20 protein-coding genes are annotated in these 18,816 nt (G+C 69.5%); 18 read left to right on the top strand and 2 right to left on the bottom strand.

Annotated features, from left to right (window positions below; genetic code table 11):
• Window position 1 precedes the first annotated feature (1 nt).
• From OG984_RS27005 to infA, 14 genes are all read left to right on the top strand, one after another.
• A complete protein-coding gene (locus tag OG984_RS27005; protein WP_328529176.1) occupies window positions 2-1,003 on the top strand; it encodes an amidohydrolase family protein in 1,002 nt (333 codons plus the stop codon).
• Window positions 1,000-2,031, top strand: coding sequence for an NAD(P)H-quinone oxidoreductase (locus tag OG984_RS27000; RefSeq protein ID WP_328529175.1), 1,032 nt, complete (start codon window positions 1,000-1,002; stop codon window positions 2,029-2,031). Before OG984_RS27005 ends, OG984_RS27000 begins: the two co-directional genes overlap by 4 nt.
• The gene (locus OG984_RS26995) at window positions 2,028-2,819 is read left to right on the top strand and encodes an aspartate/glutamate racemase family protein (RefSeq protein WP_328529174.1); all 792 of its coding nucleotides are present in this window, start codon (window positions 2,028-2,030) and stop codon (window positions 2,817-2,819) included. Before OG984_RS27000 ends, OG984_RS26995 begins: the two co-directional genes overlap by 4 nt.
• On the top strand, window positions 2,819-3,244 hold the full coding sequence (locus tag OG984_RS26990; protein WP_328529173.1) for an Ohr family peroxiredoxin: 426 nt from the start codon (window positions 2,819-2,821) through the stop codon (window positions 3,242-3,244). The genes OG984_RS26995 and OG984_RS26990 overlap by 1 nt, the downstream gene beginning before the upstream one ends.
• Window positions 3,245-3,317: 73 nt before the next feature.
• Complete coding sequence (locus OG984_RS26985) at window positions 3,318-3,983, top strand: DUF2470 domain-containing protein (RefSeq protein ID WP_328529172.1); 666 nt, start codon at window positions 3,318-3,320, stop codon at window positions 3,981-3,983.
• An 85-nt stretch (window positions 3,984-4,068) separates the two neighbouring features.
• On the top strand, window positions 4,069-5,109 hold the full coding sequence (locus OG984_RS26980) for an AurF N-oxygenase family protein (protein ID WP_328529171.1): 1,041 nt from the start codon (window positions 4,069-4,071) through the stop codon (window positions 5,107-5,109).
• A gap of 43 nt (window positions 5,110-5,152) precedes the next feature.
• Complete coding sequence (gene gndA, locus OG984_RS26975) at window positions 5,153-6,610, top strand: NADP-dependent phosphogluconate dehydrogenase (protein WP_328529170.1); 1,458 nt, start codon at window positions 5,153-5,155, stop codon at window positions 6,608-6,610.
• 51 nt (window positions 6,611-6,661) lie between these two features.
• Window positions 6,662-7,417: a class I SAM-dependent methyltransferase gene (locus OG984_RS26970; protein WP_328529169.1), complete on the top strand. Its 756-nt coding sequence runs from the start codon at window positions 6,662-6,664 to the stop codon at window positions 7,415-7,417.
• A gap of 96 nt (window positions 7,418-7,513) precedes the next feature.
• Window positions 7,514-7,987, top strand: a complete 474-nt coding sequence (locus OG984_RS26965; RefSeq protein ID WP_328529168.1) for a MarR family winged helix-turn-helix transcriptional regulator — start codon at window positions 7,514-7,516, stop codon at window positions 7,985-7,987.
• 22 nt (window positions 7,988-8,009) lie between these two features.
• Window positions 8,010-10,463, top strand: a complete 2,454-nt coding sequence (locus OG984_RS26960) for an MFS transporter (protein WP_328529167.1) — start codon at window positions 8,010-8,012, stop codon at window positions 10,461-10,463.
• 6 nt (window positions 10,464-10,469) lie between these two features.
• Window positions 10,470-11,288 carry a YceI family protein gene (locus OG984_RS26955; RefSeq protein WP_328529166.1) on the top strand — a complete coding sequence of 273 codons (819 nt, stop codon included), beginning with the start codon at window positions 10,470-10,472 and terminating at the stop codon, window positions 11,286-11,288.
• Between the two features lie 151 nt (window positions 11,289-11,439).
• A complete protein-coding gene (locus tag OG984_RS26950; RefSeq protein ID WP_328529165.1) occupies window positions 11,440-12,336 on the top strand; it encodes a LysR family transcriptional regulator in 897 nt (298 codons plus the stop codon).
• Between the two features lie 157 nt (window positions 12,337-12,493).
• Window positions 12,494-13,177, top strand: a complete 684-nt coding sequence (locus OG984_RS26945) for a GNAT family N-acetyltransferase (protein ID WP_328529164.1) — start codon at window positions 12,494-12,496, stop codon at window positions 13,175-13,177.
• Window positions 13,174-13,389, top strand: a complete 216-nt coding sequence (gene infA / locus OG984_RS26940; RefSeq protein ID WP_442940930.1) for a translation initiation factor IF-1 — start codon at window positions 13,174-13,176, stop codon at window positions 13,387-13,389. The genes OG984_RS26945 and infA overlap by 4 nt, the downstream gene beginning before the upstream one ends.
• A 62-nt stretch (window positions 13,390-13,451) precedes the next feature.
• Here the strand turns inward: infA and OG984_RS26935 are convergent, their stop codons facing one another.
• Window positions 13,452-14,405 carry an AraC family transcriptional regulator gene (locus OG984_RS26935; RefSeq protein ID WP_328529162.1) on the bottom strand — a complete coding sequence of 318 codons (954 nt, stop codon included), beginning with the start codon at window positions 14,403-14,405 and terminating at the stop codon, window positions 13,452-13,454.
• Window positions 14,406-14,595: 190 nt separating this feature from the next.
• Between OG984_RS26935 and OG984_RS26930 the strand changes: the two genes are divergently transcribed.
• Together OG984_RS26930 and OG984_RS26925 are read left to right on the top strand one after the other, a co-directional pair.
• The gene (locus tag OG984_RS26930; protein ID WP_328529161.1) at window positions 14,596-15,171 is read left to right on the top strand and encodes a flavin reductase family protein; all 576 of its coding nucleotides are present in this window, start codon (window positions 14,596-14,598) and stop codon (window positions 15,169-15,171) included.
• A gap of 31 nt (window positions 15,172-15,202) precedes the next feature.
• Window positions 15,203-16,786 (top strand): 4-hydroxyphenylacetate 3-hydroxylase family protein, encoded by a 1,584-nt coding sequence (locus tag OG984_RS26925; protein WP_328529160.1) that lies wholly within the window; start codon window positions 15,203-15,205, stop codon window positions 16,784-16,786.
• Between the two features lie 52 nt (window positions 16,787-16,838).
• Here OG984_RS26925 and OG984_RS26920 read toward each other — a convergent pair whose 3' ends face one another.
• Window positions 16,839-17,174 (bottom strand): hypothetical protein, encoded by a 336-nt coding sequence (locus OG984_RS26920; protein WP_328529159.1) that lies wholly within the window; start codon window positions 17,172-17,174, stop codon window positions 16,839-16,841.
• Window positions 17,175-17,231: 57 nt separating this feature from the next.
• Between OG984_RS26920 and OG984_RS26915 the strand changes: the two genes are divergently transcribed.
• Both OG984_RS26915 and OG984_RS26910 read left to right on the top strand, forming a co-directional pair.
• Complete coding sequence (locus OG984_RS26915) at window positions 17,232-17,690, top strand: MarR family winged helix-turn-helix transcriptional regulator (protein WP_328529158.1); 459 nt, start codon at window positions 17,232-17,234, stop codon at window positions 17,688-17,690.
• 139 nt (window positions 17,691-17,829) lie between these two features.
• On the top strand, window positions 17,830-18,804 hold the full coding sequence (locus OG984_RS26910; RefSeq protein ID WP_328528435.1) for an IS481 family transposase: 975 nt from the start codon (window positions 17,830-17,832) through the stop codon (window positions 18,802-18,804).
• Window positions 18,805-18,816: the final 12 nt, after the last annotated feature.

Raw genomic sequence — 18,816 nt, 5'->3', positions numbered from 1 at the left:
CGTGACCTCGTCCATCGACGTACACACGCACTCCGTACCACGCGGGTGGCCGCAGCTCCCCGGCCCGGAGCCGCGGCTGTGGCTCGACGTCACGAGCGAGAGCGAAGCGGTCATGATGATCGGCTCACGCGAGTTCCGGCGGATCAGCTCCTCCGCCTGGGAGGCTGATGTCCGTCTCGCCGCGATGGACGCCGACGACGTCGAGACGCAGGTGGTGTCGCCGACCCCGGTGTTCTTCAGCTACGACGCGACACCGTCCGACGCGGCCGCGATCTCCCGCATCTTCAACGACCTGGCGCTCGAGACCACCGCCGAGTCTCCCCGGCTGCTCCCGTTCTGCCAGGTACCGCTCCAGGACGCCGACCTCGCGTGCGCCGAGCTGGAGCGCTCCTTGACCAACGGCCACGTCGGGGTGGAGATCGGGAACCATGTCGGCGACCGTGACCTCGACGACGCCGGCGTCGTGACCTTCCTCCAGCACTGCGCGAGTCTCGGAGTGCCGGTCTTCGTGCATCCCTGGGACCTGCCCAACTCACCACGGCTCGACCGGTGGATGGCGCAGTGGCTGACCGGGATGCCCGCGGAGACGCACCTCTCGATCCTGGCGATGGTGCTGGGTGGGGTCTTCGACCGGGTGTCGAGCGACCTGCGGATCTGCTTCGCGCACGGCGGCGGATCCTTCCCGTACTGGCTGGGCCGGATGGACAACGCCTGGCACCACCGGCACGACGTCATCGGCACCTCCGAGCACCCGCCCTCGCACTACCGCGACAGGTTCTCGGTCGACACCGTGGTCTTCGAGGAGGCCCCCCTGCGCCTGCTGGTCGACACCCTGGGCGCCGATCACGTGATGGTGGGCAGCGACTACCCGTATCCGCTGGGGGAACGTCCGGTCGGCAACGTCGTACGGAAGGCGAGCTTCCTCAGCGATGGCGACCGGGAGCTCTTGCTGCGCGGGAACGCAGCCGCCTGGCTGGGCGCCGACCGGATGGTCGCGGCGTGACTGGCGATCCACTTCCGAGCCACATGCGGGCCGTGGTCGCGAGCCGACCAGGAGGACCAGAGGTCCTCGAGGTGACCCGGCGAGCCGTCCCGCAGCCAGGAGCCGGCGAGGCGCTGGTCCGCGTCGTCGCCGCCGGTGTCAACCGCGCCGACCTGATGCAGCGGGCCGGTACGTATCCGGGAGTGGCGGCCGATCCGGTCCTCGGCCTGGAGGTCTCCGGTGTCGTGGTCGCCACCGGCGCCGGTGCCCCGGACGACCTGATCGGCCGTGAGGTGTGTGCGCTGCTTCCCGGAGGCGGATACGCCGAGTACGTCGCGGTGCGAGCGGCCCACCTCGCGCCGGTGCCCGCCACCGTCTCCACGCGTGACGCCGGCGGTCTGATGGAGGCCGCCGCGACCGTGTGGTCGAACCTCTACATGCCGAATCCGCCCGAGCCCGGGTCCTGGATGCTCGTGCACGGTGGCGCCAGCGGCATCGGCTCGCTCGCCATCCAGTTCGCCGTCGCGTACGGCGTGCGGGTGGCGACGACGGTCGGCTCGCCCGAGAAGGCCACGTTCGTCGAGAAGCTGGGCGCGGAGCTGGTGATCGACCATCGCCGGCAGGACTTTGCCGACGAGCTGCGCGAACGGGGCATCCGGCCCGCGACCGTCCTCGACATCGTCGGTGCGGACTACCTGGAACGGAACCTGCAGGTGCTCGGCCGGGGCGGACGCCTGGTGATCATCGGCCATCAGAGCGGCTCCTCGTCCCAGATCGATCTCGCCCGCCTTCTCCTGGGCAACCTGACCGTGAGCGGCAGCGGCCTGCGGATGCGTCCCGACCACGAGAAGGACCGGATCATCGACGATCTCGTCCGGAACATCTGGCCGCTGTACGAACGCGGCGCCATCCTCCCCACGACCCACGTAGCCCTCCCCTTCGAGCGGGCTGCGGAGGCACACCTTCTGCTGGAGCGATCCCACCACCGCGGCAAGGTCCTGCTCCTCGCAGACCCGGACCTGTCCCCGACACCCGAGAGGCACGCATGAACACCCCTCCCACCCGGATCCTCTATCAGAGCTTCACCGATCCCGCGGTGCACCAGCCCTACCTGAAGAGGCTGGAGGCCTACCTCACCGAGATCGCGGCGCCCGGGGTCACCTACGAGGTCAGGGGAATCAGCCCGGCCGACACCCAGCTGGGCAGACTCAGCGAGCTCCGTTGCGGCGTCCAGTCGATCGAGGGCATCGTCGAGGCCGCGTCGGAAGGCTTCGACGCCGTCCTCGTCGGCCACTTCCAGGATGCGTGCCTCTATGAGGCGCGGACCGCGGTGGACATCCCCGTCATCGGCCACGGTGAAGCCAGCATGCTCCAGGCGTGCATGCTGGGTGGCCGTATCGGCCTGGTGACCCTCGACCCCGTCTACCTCCCGTGGCACCGCGAACAGATCGCACGCTACGGCCTGGACTCTCGGGTGGTCGACGTCCGCGCGTTCCGGCTGACCCCGGACCAGGCGGTGGCCGCGTACGACGACGAGCTGGCCTACCGGTCGATCAAGGACACCTTCATCTCGCTGGCCAGCACGATGGTGCAGGAGAGCCAGGTCGATGTGGTGATGTCGGCCGGTGGCCTGTTCGCCCTCCTCAGCGCCGACGACCACGTCGAGGTGCCGGGCGCCCTGGTGGTGAACCCGACGCTTCTCGCCGTCCGACAGGTCGAGGCGTCCGTCGCGATCGCGCGCGCCACGGGAACTCCGGTCTCTCGGGGAGGCACCTTCGCGCGAGCAACTCAGCAAGCAGTAGACGAACTTCTCACTCTCGTAAAAGGGACTCGATGATGACAACGCTCAGCTACACCGCCGACGCCGTGGCGACCGGTGACGGCCGTAACGGACACGTGCGTTCCAGCGACGACCTGGTCGACCTGGATCTCGGCATTCCCGAGGACCTCGGCGGCGCCGGCGGGCAGGTCAGCAACCCCGAGCAGCTGTTCGCCGCCGGCTACTCGGCGTGCTTCCTCTCGGCGCTGCACTCGGTCGCCCGCGTACAACGCGTCAAGCTGCGCGACGCACAGGTGCAGGCGAAGGTGACGATCAGCGGCGGCAGCGCCGGTTTCGATCTGGCCGTGGAGCTGCTCGCCCTCCTGCCCGACGTCCCGCCGGAGACCGGCGAGGCGCTGCTCGAGGCCGCTCATCGCAAGTGTCCGTATTCGAAGGCTGTCGCGGGGAACATCCCCGTGAAGCTGTCGCTGGTCCAGTCTTGAGCGGACGCCGCCCGCCCCTTGTCCCGTCACCCGATCCATGTTTAGGTAAGCCTTACCTAAACATGGAGGTGTCATGGAGTCGACTCCCCGCATTGCCCGCAGCATCCTGTCCTGCCCCCGCGGGGGCAGCGTGGTGATCGACGGCATCCCCTACTCGATGGAGGAGCTCGAGATGCAGGGGTTCGCCGACGACGGCGGGCGGCCGACGTTCCTGTGCCCGCCCGAGCAGAGGATGGCGTACGCCGGCCGCCGCGGCAGCCATGTCGTGCTGGTCCTCCAGGGCGCGCTCGGTGATCGCGAGGCGGTCCGGCTGACCGGCACACTGCGATGGCTGCGTACGGATGCATGCACGTGCTGCGAGACGGAGTGGGAGGAGGTCGTCATGGACGTCTCCAACGTCATGCTGGTCCGGCCCAGCGGCGAGGCGGTCCCGATCCCCCTCGACGCCTTCACCGACCGCGACCTCGACCTCAACGACGGCGTGCTCCACCGCAACCAGGACCACCTCAACAACCACCACGGCAACGAGCTGCGCGAGGCGGTGGCGACCCGCTCCTACATCCCGGTCGACACCATCCTCGCCGCCCAGATCACCGGGCTCTGCGCCGACGGGTTCGAGTTCCAGTGGGTCGACGAGCGCGGCGCGCACAGCGCGCGCACCACCTTCGACCGACCCGCCCGGACACCGGAGGATCTGGTCGCCGGAGTCCGGAAGGCGCTCGCCGCCGAGATCTGCTGAACGAGAAAAACACGATCCGTTCGGGTTCCCGGGACGCAAATCCCATGTACATTGGTTGACAGACCAACGTCGCAAGGAGGCTCGGATGGTTGTGCAGACACTTCGCTCGATCGGTGGCTACGTGGGTGCGGTCGCCGGCACCCCGGTCCGGATGATCACGCCGGCCAGGCCCGTGGCCCGCCGGGAGTACGACGAGACGCTGCGTACGTTGTCGGAGGCGTCGGTCGAGAAGTACTTCAACGCGTTCAAGGACGTCGACTGGGACGCGCCGGAGATGGCCGTCGACGAGGACGACGAGCGCTGGATCCTGCCGACGCTCGACCTTCTCGGCGCCCACCCCTGGTATCAGTCGCTGCCCAAGGCGCGACAGATCGAGGTCGGCCGGCACCGGCTCACCGCGATGGTGAAGACCGGCTCCCAGTTCGAGCAGCTGCTTCTCCTCGGCGGCACCCAGTTCCTGATGGGCGTCGACAACGGCGACCCCGAGTTCCGCTACTTCATGCACGAGCTCACCGAGGAGACCCACCACATCCAGATGTTCCAGGAGTTCACGAACCGGGTCTGCCCCGATGTCGTGGGCGCACCCGGCTGGCTGATGCGGTCCATCCCGCTCGTGGGACATCTCGGCGCGCTCTACCCGGCCCTCTTCTTCGCGATCATCCTGGCCGGCGAGGAGCCGATCGACCACGTGCAGAAGGAGGCCATGCGCGGCGGCGGCACCCACCCGCTCCTGGACCGGATCATGGCCATCCACATCGCCGAGGAGGCGCGACACATCGGCTTCGCGCACGCCTGGCTGGAGGAGCACGCTCCCTCGCTCAACCCGGTCTCGCGTCTCGCCCTCGGCATCCTCACGCCGCTCGCGATGCGCCTGGGCTCCGACGCGATCATCATCCCGTCCCGCGCCGACCGGGAGCTCATGGGCCTCCCGGACGAGGTCGTACGCGAGGTCTGGGGCACCGGTCCCGAGGCCGCCGCGTTCCGCCGCCACCTCTTCGCCGACGTCCGGATGCTCTTCGACAACCTGGGGCTGCGTACGCCGCTGACCCGGTGGTCCTGGCGGGTGCTCGGGGTCGACGGCCGGCCGGCACGCTTCCGCGCCGAGCCGCCCGGCGTCGCTGCTTGACGAGCGGAGTTGAATGGCATCACCGACTCAACCGAGGAGCACGATGCCGAACAACGACAATGGCCGCGCGAACATCGGCGTGGTGGGCCTGGCCGTGATGGGGTCCAACCTGGCCCGCAACCTCGCCTCCCGCGAGGGCAACACAGTGGCGGTCTACAACCGCACCTACGCCCGCACCGAGGAACTCGTCACCGATCATCCCGAGGCCGGATTCATCGCCTCCGAGACGATCGACGACTTCGTGGCGACGCTGGCCAAGCCGCGTACGGCGATCATCATGGTCCAGGCCGGCAAGGGCACCGACGCGGTGATCGAGCAGCTGGCCGAGCGGTTCGAGCCGGGCGACATCATCGTCGACGGCGGCAACGCCAACTTCAACGACACCATCCGGCGCGAGCGCGAGCTGCGCCAGCGGGGCCTGAACTTCGTCGGCACCGGCATCTCCGGCGGCGAGGAGGGTGCGCTCAACGGCCCCTCGATCATGCCCGGCGGCTCGGCCGAGGCCTGGGAGACGCTCGGCCCGATCCTGAAGTCGATCGCCGCTGTCGCGGAGGGCGAGCCCTGCGTGACCCATGTCGGCACCGACGGCGCCGGCCACTTCGTGAAGATGGTCCACAACGGCATCGAGTACGCCGACATGCAGCTGATCGCAGAGGCCTACGACCTCCTCCGCCGGGTGGGCGGGCTCTCGGTGGAGCAGCTGGTCGACGTCTTCCGCGAGTGGAACTCGGGCGACCTGGAGTCCTACCTGATCGAGATCACCGCCGAGGTGCTGGCGCAGAAGGACGCCGAGACCGGCCAGCCGCTGGTCGACGTCATCCTCGACGAGGCCGGCTCGAAGGGCACCGGCGTCTGGACGGTGCAGAACGCGCTCGGCCTCGGCATCCCGGTCTCCGGCATCGGCGAGGCGGTCTTCGCCCGGGCGGTCTCCTCCAAGCCGGCGCAGCGCGGCGCGATGCGGGCCACTGTCACCAACCGTCCGAAGCCGCCCGAGGTCCCCGACACGTTCGTCGACGACGTACGCGCGGCTCTCTACGCCTCGAAGGTGGTCGCCTACGCGCAGGGGTTCGACCTGATCGTGGCCGGCGCGAAGGAGTACGGCTGGGACATCGACCTCGGTGCGCTCGCCAAGATCTGGCGGGCCGGCTGCATCATCCGGGCGCGGTTCCTCAACCGGATCGTGGACGCCTACGCCACCAAGCCCGACCTGGAGACGCTCCTGGTCGACCCCTACTTCGCCGACGCGGTCGCGTCCGGCGAGGAGGCGTGGCGCCGGGTCGTCGGGATCGCGGCCGCCTCGGGCGTACCCGCTCCCGGGTTCTCCTCGGCCCTGGCCTACTTCGACTCGCTCGCCGCCGACCGGCTCCCGGCCGCGCTCATCCAGGGCCAGCGGGACTTCTTCGGCGCGCACACCTACAAGCGCGTCGACAAGGACGGCACCTTCCACACGTTGTGGTCCGACAACCGCTCGGAGATCGCGACGACGCCCTCGACGCACTAGATACCGAACTTGGGTCTGTCGGCGTGGCGAGCGGCGGTCCTAGCCTGAAGCATGGGCTTCGACGTCGCCGCTGAGAGGTATGCCCGCTTCATGGGGCGCTACGCCGAACCCCTTGCACCCCACTTCGCCGACTTCGCCCGGGTCAGCATGGGTCAGCGCGTGCTCGACGTCGGCTGCGGGCCGGGCACGCTCACCCGGCACCTGGTGACGCTCACCGAGGCCCACCTGGTCGCTGCCGTCGACCCCTCACCGCCCTTCATCGAGGCGGTCGCACGGCAGCTGGCCAGGGTGGACGTGCACACCGGCGTGGCCGAGGCGCTTCCCTTCGCCGACAACTGGTTCGACGTCTCGCTGGCACAGCTGGTCGTGCACTTCATGACCGACCCGGAGGCGGGGATCAAGGAGATGATCCGGGTCACCCGTCCCGGCGGCACCGTCGCCGCGTGCGTCTGGGACGGCGACACCGGTGCTGTCGCGCCGTTCTGGGCGTGCGTGCACGAGATCGATCCGGAGGCCGAGGACGAGGCCCTTCTCGCCGGTTCCCGGCTCGGTGACCTCGAGAAGCTGTTCAAGAAGCTGGGCCTTCGCAAGGTCGAGCCCAGCGGCCTGGTCATCCGCGTGACTCACCCGACCTTCGAGGACTGGTGGGATCCCTACACCCTCGGCGTCGGCCCGGCGGGTGACTACGTGGCGTCCCTCGACGACGCCGGCCGTACGGCCCTCGAGGAGGTCGCCCGGCGCCGGCTCGGGAACGGCCCGATCACCGTGACCGCGACGGCCTGGGCCGCCCGCGGCACCGTCGCCTGATCGCTCGTTCGACCACGTCCTCGTCCGGCGTGGCAATTTGCATCGTTCCCCTATCCTCCATAAGGTTGTAAAAGTCAACCAATCAGAGGGGCGATGATGGAGCAGGCGACCTACCGCGACCTGATGCATCGACTCAGCGAGGTCGGGGCCGTCAAGAAGAGCCTGGCCCGCAACCTCCCGCCCGACCTGCCGGCCGGGTCCGCGGGCGTGCTGGGTCTGCTGAGCCGGCACGGCGAGATGACGATCAGCGAGCTCACCGATCTGCTCGCCATCGACATCTCGGTGACCAGCCGCCACGTGTCGTACCTCGCCGACCAGGGCTGGCTCGAACGCTCCCCCAACCCGGCCGACGGACGCTCGCGCCTGCTGCGTCTCACCGACTCCGGACGCGACCTGCTCGCCGGCTTCGCCGACCACATCACCGAGCTGCTCGCCGGGCGGCTCAGCGACTGGGACGACGACGAGGTGCACGAGCTGATCCGGCTGATGGCCAAGCTGCACGACAGCCTCGCCTGCCCGGCCCACCCCCTCACCCACGTACGCAACGAACGCTTCGCTCAACCCCGCTGAGCTCACTACAGAAGGGAAGTCCATGGCAACGACGACAGCCGAACGGACTCACGCCGGTCCGCCGGGAGGCGCGGCCGGCGACGGCTTCCACATGTCTCACCGCGAGATCATGGAGGCGCTCTCGGGCCTGCTGCTCGGCATGTTCGTGGCGATGATCTCCTCCACGATCGTCTCCAACGCCCTGCCCGAGATCATCGCCGACATCGGCGGCGGGCAGTCCGCCTACACCTGGGTGGTCACGGCCTCCCTGCTGACCATGACGGCCACCACCCCGCTGTGGGGCAAGATGGCCGACCTGTTCAGCAAGAAGCTGCTCATGCAGATCGCGCTGGTCCTGTTCGTGGCGGCCTCGGCCGTCGCCGGCCTGGCTCAGAACCCGGGCGAGCTGATCGCCGCGCGGGCCGTCCAGGGCGTCGGCATGGGCGGCCTGACCGCCCTCGCCCAGATCATCATGGCGGCGATGATCTCGCCGCGCGAGCGTGGCCGCTACTCGGGCTACCTCGGCGCCGTCTTCGCGGTCGCCACCGTCGGCGGCCCGCTGATCGGCGGCGTCATCACCGACGCCGACTCGCTCGGCTGGCGCTGGTGCTTCTACGTCGGCATCCCGTTCGCGGTCATCGCGTTCATCGTCCTGCAGAAGACCCTGCACCTGCCCGTCATCAGGCGCGAGGGCGTCAAGGTCGACTGGGCCGGCGCGTTCTTCATGGCCGCCGGCGTCTCCCTGCTGCTCATCTGGGTCACCTTCGCCGGCGACAAGTACGACTGGGCCTCCTGGGAGACCGCGGCCATGGTCGGCGGCTCCGTGCTGCTCCTGCTGGTCTTCGTGCTCGTCGAGTCTCGGGCCAAGGAGCCGATCATCCCGCTGCGGCTCTTCGCGAACCGCACGATCACGCTCTCCTCGCTCGCCTCGCTCTTCGTCGGCGTGGCGATGTTCGCGGGCACGATCTTCTTCAGCCAGTACTTCCAGCTGGCTCGCGGCGAGTCGCCGACGATGGCCGGCGTGATGACGATCCCGATGATCGCCGGACTGTTCCTCTCCTCGACCATCTCCGGTCAGGTCATCACCCGCACCGGGAGGTGGAAGGCCTGGCTGGTCGTCGGTGCCGTCCTCATCGTCGGTGGCCTCGGCCTGCTCGGCACGATCCGCTACGACACCGAGTACTGGCACGTCGCCGTCTTCATGGCCGTCCTCGGTCTCGGTGTCGGCATGACGATGCAGAACCTGGTCCTCTCCACCCAGAACCAGGTCGCCCCCGCCGACCTCGGTGCGGCGAGCTCCATGGTCACCTTCTTCCGCAGCCTCGGCGGCGCGATGGGCGTCTCCGCGCTCGGCGCGCTGATGGCCCACCGGGTCACCGACTACGTCTCGGACGGTCTCGCGGACCTCGGCCCGCGCTATGCCACGCTCGCCCAGGGCACCTCGGGAGAGATCCCGGACATGGACAAGGTGCCCGAGCCGCTGCGGACGGTGCTGGAGAGTGCGTACGGCCACGGCATCGCCGACATCTTCTTGGTCGCCGCCGGCGCTGCCGTGATCGCGCTGCTGTTCGTGGTGTTCATCAAGGAGGTGCCGCTGAAGACCAAGGGCGGGCTCGCCCAGGCCGCCGAGGAGGCTGCCTCGGTCGACGGGCCGGCCGCGGTCGCGGAGGGCGTAGCCGGGGTGCCGGAGCAGCACGCGGCGCCCGCCTCCACGCCCGTCTCCACGCCCGTCTCCACCGGGATCCCGCTGCACGGGTCCGTCCGCGGTTCCGGGAACATCCCGATCCCGCACGCCGCGGTCACGCTGATCTCGCTCTCCGGGCGCCAGCTCGGTCGCTCGGTCGCCCACGCCGACGGCTCCTACGCGGTGGACGCACCCGGCGCGGGGACCTACGTCCTGATCGCCTCCGCCGACGGCTTCCAGCCGCAGGCCTCCACGGTGGTCGTGGGCGGTGAGCCGGTGGCGTACGACCTCCTGCTCAGCGGCACCACCGGCCTCAAGGGCATCGTGCGCGGCGGCGAGGACGGCGCGCCGATCAAGGACGCGATGGTGATCGTGACCGATGTACGCGGCGACCTGCTCTCCACCGGCACCACCGTTGCGGACGGCACCTTCTTCATCGACGAGCTGGTCCCGGGACCGGCCACGGTGGCGGTCAACGCCGAGGGCTACCGCCCGCACGCGGTGCCGATCGAGATCGGAGCCACCGGGGTGACCCGGATCGAGGTGGAGATGGTCACCGGCGCCCGGCTGACCGGCGTCGTCAAGGCGGCCTTCGGACCCCTCGCCGACGCCCGGGTGACGCTGGTCGACGCGGCCGGCAACGTCGCCGGGACCGCGACGACCGGCCCGGACGGGGCGTACGCCTTCGCCGATCTCGACAGCGGTGACTACACGGTCCTGGCGACCAGCTATCCGCCGGCGGCCGGCGCGGTGAGCCTCACCGGCCACGGTGTCGACGGCCACGAGATCGTCCTCTCCCACCCCGAGGACTGATCGGCGATGGCACTGACCGCACGGATCCGCACCCGCGACGGCTGGCCCGTGGCGCACGCGGTCGTCACCCTCACTGACACGGCCGGCGGTCAGGTGCTGCGCGCCGAGGCCGACGAGGACGGTGTCGTCACCGACGACACCGTCCTCGCCCCCGGGCCGTACGTCGCGATCGTCACCGCCATCGGCTGGTCTCCCACCGCGGCGACCGCGCTGGTGACCGGCTCCGGCCTCGCTTCCCTCGGGACCGTCACGCTGACCCGCCAGGGCGACACCTCGCTGCCGCCTCCCGGCCCGTGGACCATCGATCCCGCCCACTCCACCGTCGGCGCGGTTGCCCAGCACCTCGGCATCTCCAGCGTGCGCGGCCGCTTGACCGACTTCTCCGGGGTCGTCGAGATCGCTCCCGACCACCTCGAGAAGTCGCGCGTCGAAGCGGTCATCCGCGCCGCCTCGATCGACACCGGCAACCGGATGCGCGACGACCACCTCCGCAGCGACGACTTCCTCGACGTCGACGCATTCCCCGAGATCGTCTACCGCTCCACCGGCCTCACCCCCGCCGGGGCGGACCGCTGGACCGTCCACGGTGACCTCGCGATGCACGGCCAGACCCGCCCCGTCGACCTCGACGTCGCCTACCTCGGCACCGGCCCGGACGCCTGGGGCGGCACCCGAGCCGCCTTCCGTGCGACCGCCCAGCTGCGGCGCGAGGACTTCGCGATGAACTACAACCAGGCCGTCGCCGCCGGCGTCGCCGCCATCGGTACGACCCTCAAGGTGGAGCTGGACATCCAGGCCGTCCAGGGCGACTCGCTCCCAGCCTGAGCCCGCCGAGTCGGTTGAAGTGGCAGCCGAGAAGGTAGTTGTGGGCGACGAAACTGGCGTTTCGTCGCCCACAACTACCTTCTCGGCGCGCCAGAACTGATGTCTCGGCGCGGGCCTTACCGGCGGACTGAGACTCTGCGAGTATGAGTTCATGGAGCTGCGCCATCTTCGCTACTTCGTCGCGGTCGCCGAGGAGCGCCACTTCGGACGGGCGGCCGAGCGGCTCCACATGGCGCAGCCGCCGCTGTCGCAGCAGATCCGCCAGCTCGAGGCCGAGCTGGGGCTGACCCTGCTCACCAGGACGACGAGACGGGTCGACCTGACACCGGCAGGGGCTGCGTACCTGGAACGGGCGCGGGAGATCCTCGGCGCCGTCGACGCCGCCGCGCACGAGGCCGCCAGCATCGCCTCCGGTCGGCGCGGGCGGCTGCTGATCGGGTGCGTCGGATCGGCGACGTACTCGCTGCTCCCTGCCCTCGCGCGCACCCTGCGCGCGGAGCTGCCCGAGGTGGAGTTCGGGTTCCGGGGCGAGATGCTCTCGCCGGACCAGGCCGCGGCGCTCACCGACGGCACCCTCGACCTCGGTCTGCTCCGTCCCCTGCCCACGAGTCCCTCCCCCGGCACCGGCCTCTCGATCACCCATGTGCGCCAGGAGAGCCTGCTGGTGGCGATGCCGAAGGACCACCGTTTCGCCGCCCGTCGTCGCGTACGCATCCCCGACCTCGACGGCGAAGGCCTCGTCATCCACGCCGGCGGCGGCCGCTCGGCGATGAACGCGATGATCGAGCACCTCTTCGACGAAGCCGGGATCAGCACCCACATCACCCACGAGGTCGCCGAGACCTCCACCCTGGTCACCTTCGTGGCAGCCGGCCTCGGCGTCGCGATCGTGCCCGAGCCGACCGCAGCCCTGGCCGTCCCGGGCGTCGTCTACGTCCCGCTCTCGGGAACTCCCGGCGTCGAGCTCGTCGCCGCCACCCGAGCCGGGGACGGGAGCCCACTGCTCACCCGCGCGCTGACCATCCTGGCCGGCCTCGGCGCCGACTGACCGGCATGGGGTAGTCTCCCCCACCGAAGGTGGCAGATGATCCAAGGAGGTGAGACCCGTGTACGCAGTCAACGCGTGGGTGCTCCCCTCCGAGCCACGGGAGATCGGCTGACCTAGGAGCCGTCGCGAGTGCCCAGCACTCCCGAAAGGCATTCCTATGGAACAAACGTCTGCGTCGGTGCCGGCCGACGTCACCCGACGACCCGACGGTCGCACCTACCTGAGCATCGACGCCTGGGCCTCGGACGTATTCGTCACGACCGCACGCGAAGCCGTGTCCAGGTTGCCGCGCCCTGCGTTCACCCTGGTCGACGAAGAGGACGCCGATGGGCTCTCGCTCTGGGAGTCCGTGGGCTTCGCGGAACATCGTCGCGAAGCCGTCTTCGTCATCACCCCGCAACCATCTCCGCCGTCCGGGGTGACCGTCGAGCCGTTCGGCGCGACTGATCCGGACCGGCTCACGACGTTGTACGACCGCGTTCGCGACGAGGTGGACGCCGAGCTCGGCTGGCACCGAATGCCCACCGAGCTCGTCGACCCGCGCACATCCCTCGACGCCTCCCACTATGCGGTGGCGACGCGGAACGGACAGGATGTGGGCCTCGTCCGGGTGACCGGTCGCGACCGACAGCCGCGCATCGGTCTGGTGGCCGTGCTTCGGTCCGAGCGGCGTCGCGGGGTCGGCACTGCACTGATCGCCTTCGCGCTCGACGCGCTGTATCGGCGCGGTGTCGACTCGGCGATCGCCGAGGTCGACGAGGGCAACAACCCGGCGCTCGGCCTGGCTTCACGATTCGAGGCCATGCGCAGGGGCGGGCTCGTCGAGCTGGTGTGCCGATGAGCCGCGGGATCAGGATCGAAGGGTCTGTGACGGAGTGTCTGCGCTCCGCGACCTTCCGGGTCGAGCTGGAGAACGGCCACGAGATCCTCGCGCACCTGGGCGGGAAGCTCCGGAAACACTACATCCGGATCGAGCTGGGCGACCGAGTTCAGGTCGAGCTCACGCCCTACGACCTCGACCGAGGCCGGATCACCTACCGCTACCGAAGGTGAGCCGCAGACTGTGAGATCACGCCGAGTCGGCTCGTCATGACGAGCCGACTCGGCAGACGGGGTCAGCGGCAGCGCAGCGTCTGTGACGGGGCGACGCCGTAGGCCTGCCGGTAGGCGGCGGCGAAGCGGCCGAGGTGGGTGAAGCCCCAGCGGTAGGCGACCTCGGCGACGGTGTCGCCGCGGCTGGCGATGAGATCGGCGTGGACGCGTTCGAGGCGGATCTCCTGCAGCCGCTGGGTCGGGGTGCGGCCGAGGTAGCGCTGGAAGCCCTGCTGGAGCCGGCGGATGCCGACGTCGGCCTCGCGGGCCAGGTCGGAGACGGTCCACTCCCTGGCCGGGTCGGCCTCCATGGCCTCCACGACCCGGGAGACGATGCGGGGCTGGACGGAGCCGACGGCGGGCTCCTCGGGGAAGCAGGCCGCGACGAAGGCCGCGGTGAGCGTCCCGGCCAGCCGGTGACGTACGCGCTCGTCGCCCACCAATGCCGGGTTGCGCATCGCCTCGGTGCCGAGTGAGCCCAGCAGGCCGATCCAGGCACGGGCGCCGTCGGCGCGCAGGTCGAGCTGGGCGGGCAGCCGGTCGGTGTGCAGGCCGACCAGTGCGGCGACCTCCTCGACCAGGTAGTCGCGCTCGACCCGCATCCCGACGATCGAGCAGTCGGCCGACCAGCGCGTCATCTTGGTCGGCCGGTCCGGAGGACACACGGTCGCCTGACCGTCGAGGGAGAGCACGTGGGCGCCACCGACGTTGGCCTCGAGGACACCGCTGCGCGGGACGTTGACCGCCCAGGCCCCCGGATGGTCGGACTCGACCGACACCTCGGCGCCCCAGCCGATCCGGGTGAGCCGGACCGGGCCGAGGTCGACGGCACGCAGCTCGGCAGGACGAGCTGGACGGCCGCGCATGGTCAGGGCATGCGGGAAGTAGGCCCGAGAGACCTCGTCGGAGAAGGTCTCCATGTCGCCGGGCGACCCGGAGGACCCGGACGAAACGGTGAGAGTGCCGGTCACGCTCATCTGCCACCCCCTAGTGACGTCCTTCACATTAACAGCGCATCGGCCTCCCGCCGAGAGCGTCCGGAAACCCGGTGCGCAATCCGGACAACCCCTTCGCCCAGCGGATCGCCGCCACCGCGATCCGGACCTACCGTCGTCCTCCAACGTGACCGCCGCCACACGTCCTGCGGCCCGACGAAGGAGGAGCTCCATGGACCCACGCACCCTGCGGTCGACCTTCGGCCGCTTCGCGACCGGCGTCACCGTGATCACCTGCCGCACCCCCGACGGCGCCCACCACGGCGCCACGGTCACGGCCTTCACGCCGATCTCGCTCGACCCGCCGTTGGTGCAGGTCGCCCTGACGCGTACGTCCAAGGCGGCCGCCTATCTCGAGGGCGCCGCCTTCGCGGTCAACGTGCTCGCGGCCGACCAGAGCGACGTCGCGATGCACTTCGCCGGACGCCCGTGCGGCGACCCGCTCCCCTGGCGCGAGGGCACGACGGCGCCGCGGCTCGGCGGGACCGCCGCGACGCTGGTGTGCCGGCCGTGGCGTACCGACGACGGTGGCGACCACCTGCTGTTCCTCGGCGAGGTCGTCGAGGTGATCACCACCGACCGCAAGCCGCTGCTCTTCCACGACAGCGCCTTCCACCACATCGGCAACCCGTCCTCGGAGGTCGTCTGGCTCGGCTGCCAGGACGACCCGCACACCGGCTGGTTCGACGCGACCACGTCGTTCACCGCCGTCGAGGTCCCCGCGATCCCGCGATCCACCCACTACTGACGCCAACCGACAGCCCATCAAGGAGAGAACCATGACCGACACCCTCGCCCCCGAGTCCCAGACCGACGGCCCGCCGACCGTCAACCCGGCCGCCGAGTCGCCGGCCAACAAGCAGACCAACTTCGCCTCCCGGCCGATGACCGGCGACGAGTACATCGAGAGCCTGCGCGACGGCCGCGAGATCTACCTGCACGGCGAGCGGGTCGAGGACGTCACCACGCACCCGGCCTTCCGCAACCCGGTGCGGATGACCGCGCGCCTCTACGACGCCCTGCACACCGGCCCGCACGTCGACGAGCTCACCGTGCCGACCGACACCGGCAACGGCGGCGTCACGATGCCGTTCTTCAAGACCCCGACCTCCTCGGCGGACCTGCTCAAGGAGCGCGACGCGATCGCGCGCTGGGCGAAGATGACGTACGGCTGGATGGGCCGCTCCCCCGACTACAAGGCCAGCTTCCTCGGCACCCTGCACGCCAACAAGGAGCTGTACGCACCCTTCCAGGACAACGCCGAGCGCTGGTATCGCGAGTCCCAGGAGAAGGTCCTCTACTGGAACCACGCCATCATCAACCCGCCGGTCGACCGCCAGCTGCCGCCGGACGAGGTCGGCGACGTCTACATGAAGGTCGAGAAGGAGACCGACGCCGGTCTGATCGTCTCCGGTGCCAAGGTCGTGGCGACCGGCAGCGCGATCACCAACTACAACTTCATCGCGCACTACGGCCTGCCGATCCGCAAGAAGCAGTTCGCGCTGATCTGCACCGTCCCGATGGACGCCCCCGGGATCAAGCTGATCTGCCGCTCCTCCTACACCGAGCAGGCGGCCCGGAACGGCGAGCCGTTCGACTACCCGCTGTCGAGCCGGATGGACGAGAACGACACCATCTTCATCTTCGACAAGGTGCTGGTGCCGTGGGAGAACGTCTTCATGTACGGCGACGTCGACCGGATCAACGCGTTCTTCCCGCAGTCGGGGTTCCTGCCGCGGTTCACCTTCCAGGGCTGCACCCGCCTGGCCGTCAAGCTCGACTTCATCGCCGGCCTGCTGATGAAGGCGCTCGACGCCACCGGCTCGGGCGGCTTCCGTGGCGTACAGACCCGGGTGGGCGAGGTCATCGGCTGGCGCAACCTGTTCTGGTCGCTGACCGAGTCGATGGCTCGCGACCCCGAGCCGTGGGTCGGCGACGCGGTCATCCCGAAGCTGGAGTACGGCCTGACGTACCGGATGTTCATGATCCACGGCTACCCGCGGGTCAAGGAGATCATCGAGCAGGACGTCGCCTCCGGGCTGATCTACCTGCCCTCCGGCGCCGCCGACTTCAAGAGCCCCGGGGTGCGGCCGTACCTCGACAAGTACGTCCGTGGCTCCAACGGGATCACAGCCGTCGACCGGGTGAAGGTGATGAAGGCGCTGTGGGACTCGATCGGCTCCGAGTTCGGCGGCCGTCACGAGCTCTACGAGCGCAACTACTCCGGCAACCACGAGAACGTGAAGGCCGAGCTCCTCTTCGCCGCCCAGAACCGCGGCGGGGCGGACGCCATGAAGGGCTTCGCGGACGAGTTCCTGGCCGAGTACGACCTCGACGGCTGGACCGTCCCGGACCTGTTCTGACCGATCACCCTCCCCACTGACGAGGACGGCGCTCCCCCTGGGGGCGCCGTCCTCAGCGCAGCACGAGCCAGAGCCCGACCGCCGAGGGCAGGAGTCCGAGGACGAGCCACGGCGTGAGCGGGTTGCGCCGGTGGATCAGGAACCCTCCGGCCAGACCGAGCACCCCGAAGCCCGCGGCGATGACGCACAGCCCGATCCGTGAGCTCTGGTAGACCGGGTCGATCGCCACCGCCCCGATGACCAGCCCGACCACCAGGTGAGCGACGGTGAAGACGACGAGGACGGACGCGACCCACTGCTTCACCTGGGTCAGCGACTTGTCGTTGACCGGCCGGATCGGGTTGTCCGGGTCCATCAGGTGTCGCGGTCGTCGCTGCTGCTCGTTCACAACACAATACTTACCAGACAAATTGTTTGTGCACCAATAATTGGTACGCTAACTCACATGCCGACGAAGAAGGATCCCCTCTCGGAGATCGAGAACCCGCTGGCGCTCGATCAACAGGTCTGCTTCGGCCTGGCCGTCGCCGCCCGCAGCGTCATCGCCCTCTACCGACCGCTGCTCGAGCCGATGGGCCTCACCCACCCGCAGTATCTGGTCATGCTCGCCCTCTGGGAGGAGGAGTCGCTGCGGGTCTCCGAGCTCGGCCGGAAGGTCCAGCTCGATCCCGGCACGCTCTCTCCCCTGCTCAAACGCCTCGAGGCCCAGGACTACATCCGGCGCGAGCGCAACAAGCACGACGAGCGCGCACTCGCCGTCGTGCTGACCGAACGCGGCCGCGCGCTCCGCGACGACGCCGAGAAGATCCCGCCGGCGATCGTCGAGCGCCTCGACATGAGCGTCGAGGAGCTCATGGAGCTCCACCGCCGGCTGCTGGAGGTCATCGCCGCGGCAACCCGGTGAACCCGGCGACCCGGCACCGACAGAACGCCTAGGTGTACTCGGCCATGAGGTTGGTGACACTCCGGGTCGGTTGTTGACGTAGCGAAGACCTCCGGGTGCGGTGGTTGCTGTCTAGGTCATCCACCGTCCGGAGGTCTTCGTGTCCCACCGTAATGCCCGGCTGAACTTTCGTGGCCGGCAACTCTTGGTCCAGCGAGTCGTCGAGGACGACTGGGCCGTCGCGCACGCAGCCAAGGCCCAAGGCGTCTCGCGCCAGTGCGCGCACCGCTGGATCGCCCGGTTCCGTGCCGAAGGCGAAGCCGGTCTACACGACCGGTCCTCGCGTCCCCACCACTGCCCGAATCAGACACCGGCCGAAGTCGAGGAAGCGATCGTGGTCAAGCGCCACCAAGAGCGCCGCGGCCAGGACTGGCTCGGGCCCGAACTCGGTGTCCCAGCACGGACCGTGGGCCGGGTCCTACGCCGCCACCGCGTCCCGTACCTGCGTGAGTGTGACCCGTTGACCGGGGAGGTCATCCGGGCCTCGAAGACCACCACGGTGCGCTACGAACGCGACCGGCCCGGTGAGCTGGTCCATGTCGACGTCAAGAAGATCGGCAAGATCCCCGACGGCGGCGGCTGGAAGGCCCACGGCCGTCAGATGGGGTCAACCTGGGCCAAGAAACAGGCCCGGATCGGCTACGACTACGTGCACTCGATGGTCGATGACCACTCCCGAGTGGCCTACTCCGAAATCCTGCCCGACGAGAAAGGCCCCACCTGCGCAGGGTTCATCCGCCGGGCCGCCGACTACTTCGCGGCCCACGGCATCACCCGCATCGAGCGGGTCATCACCGACAACCACTTCTCCTACCGCAGATCCAACGACGTGGCTGAGGCGATCACCACGCTGGGAGCCAAGCACAAGTTCATCAAGCCCCATTGCCCCTGGCAGAACGGCAAGGTCGAAAGATACAACCGCACCCTGGCGACCGAGTGGGCCTACCGCCAGGTCTACCTCACCAACACCGACCGAGCCGCCGCGCTTTCCCCATGGCTCGAGTGCTACAACACTGTTCGACGCCACAGCGCACTCGCAGGACTCCCACCGATCAGCCGACTGTCACCAACGTGATGGCCGAGTACA

Origin of the sequence: Nocardioides sp. NBC_00368 (assembly GCF_036090055.1) — a bacterium.
GTDB lineage: Bacteria > Actinomycetota > Actinomycetes > Propionibacteriales > Nocardioidaceae > Nocardioides.
The sequence above is the reverse complement of the archived record's forward strand: the minus strand, read 5'-3'. Positions and strand labels throughout refer to the sequence as shown.

Coding starts and splice junctions, on each gene's coding strand:
- OG984_RS26930 (WP_328529161.1), top strand. CDS start 14,596: ATGGACCCACGCACCCTGCGGTCGACCTTCGGCCGCTTCGCGACCGGC.
- OG984_RS26945 (WP_328529164.1), top strand. CDS start 12,494: ATGGAACAAACGTCTGCGTCGGTGCCGGCCGACGTCACCCGACGACCC.
- OG984_RS26965 (WP_328529168.1), top strand. CDS start 7,514: ATGGAGCAGGCGACCTACCGCGACCTGATGCATCGACTCAGCGAGGTC.
- infA (WP_442940930.1), top strand. CDS start 13,174: ATGAGCCGCGGGATCAGGATCGAAGGGTCTGTGACGGAGTGTCTGCGC.
- OG984_RS26950 (WP_328529165.1), top strand. CDS start 11,440: ATGGAGCTGCGCCATCTTCGCTACTTCGTCGCGGTCGCCGAGGAGCGC.
- OG984_RS26915 (WP_328529158.1), top strand. CDS start 17,232: ATGCCGACGAAGAAGGATCCCCTCTCGGAGATCGAGAACCCGCTGGCG.
- OG984_RS26925 (WP_328529160.1), top strand. CDS start 15,203: ATGACCGACACCCTCGCCCCCGAGTCCCAGACCGACGGCCCGCCGACC.
- OG984_RS26985 (WP_328529172.1), top strand. CDS start 3,318: ATGGAGTCGACTCCCCGCATTGCCCGCAGCATCCTGTCCTGCCCCCGC.
- OG984_RS26960 (WP_328529167.1), top strand. CDS start 8,010: ATGGCAACGACGACAGCCGAACGGACTCACGCCGGTCCGCCGGGAGGC.
- OG984_RS26935 (WP_328529162.1), bottom strand. CDS start 14,405: ATGAGCGTGACCGGCACTCTCACCGTTTCGTCCGGGTCCTCCGGGTCG.
- OG984_RS26995 (WP_328529174.1), top strand. CDS start 2,028: ATGAACACCCCTCCCACCCGGATCCTCTATCAGAGCTTCACCGATCCC.
- OG984_RS26980 (WP_328529171.1), top strand. CDS start 4,069: ATGGTTGTGCAGACACTTCGCTCGATCGGTGGCTACGTGGGTGCGGTC.
- OG984_RS26970 (WP_328529169.1), top strand. CDS start 6,662: ATGGGCTTCGACGTCGCCGCTGAGAGGTATGCCCGCTTCATGGGGCGC.
- OG984_RS26990 (WP_328529173.1), top strand. CDS start 2,819: ATGACAACGCTCAGCTACACCGCCGACGCCGTGGCGACCGGTGACGGC.
- OG984_RS26955 (WP_328529166.1), top strand. CDS start 10,470: ATGGCACTGACCGCACGGATCCGCACCCGCGACGGCTGGCCCGTGGCG.
- gndA (WP_328529170.1), top strand. CDS start 5,153: ATGCCGAACAACGACAATGGCCGCGCGAACATCGGCGTGGTGGGCCTG.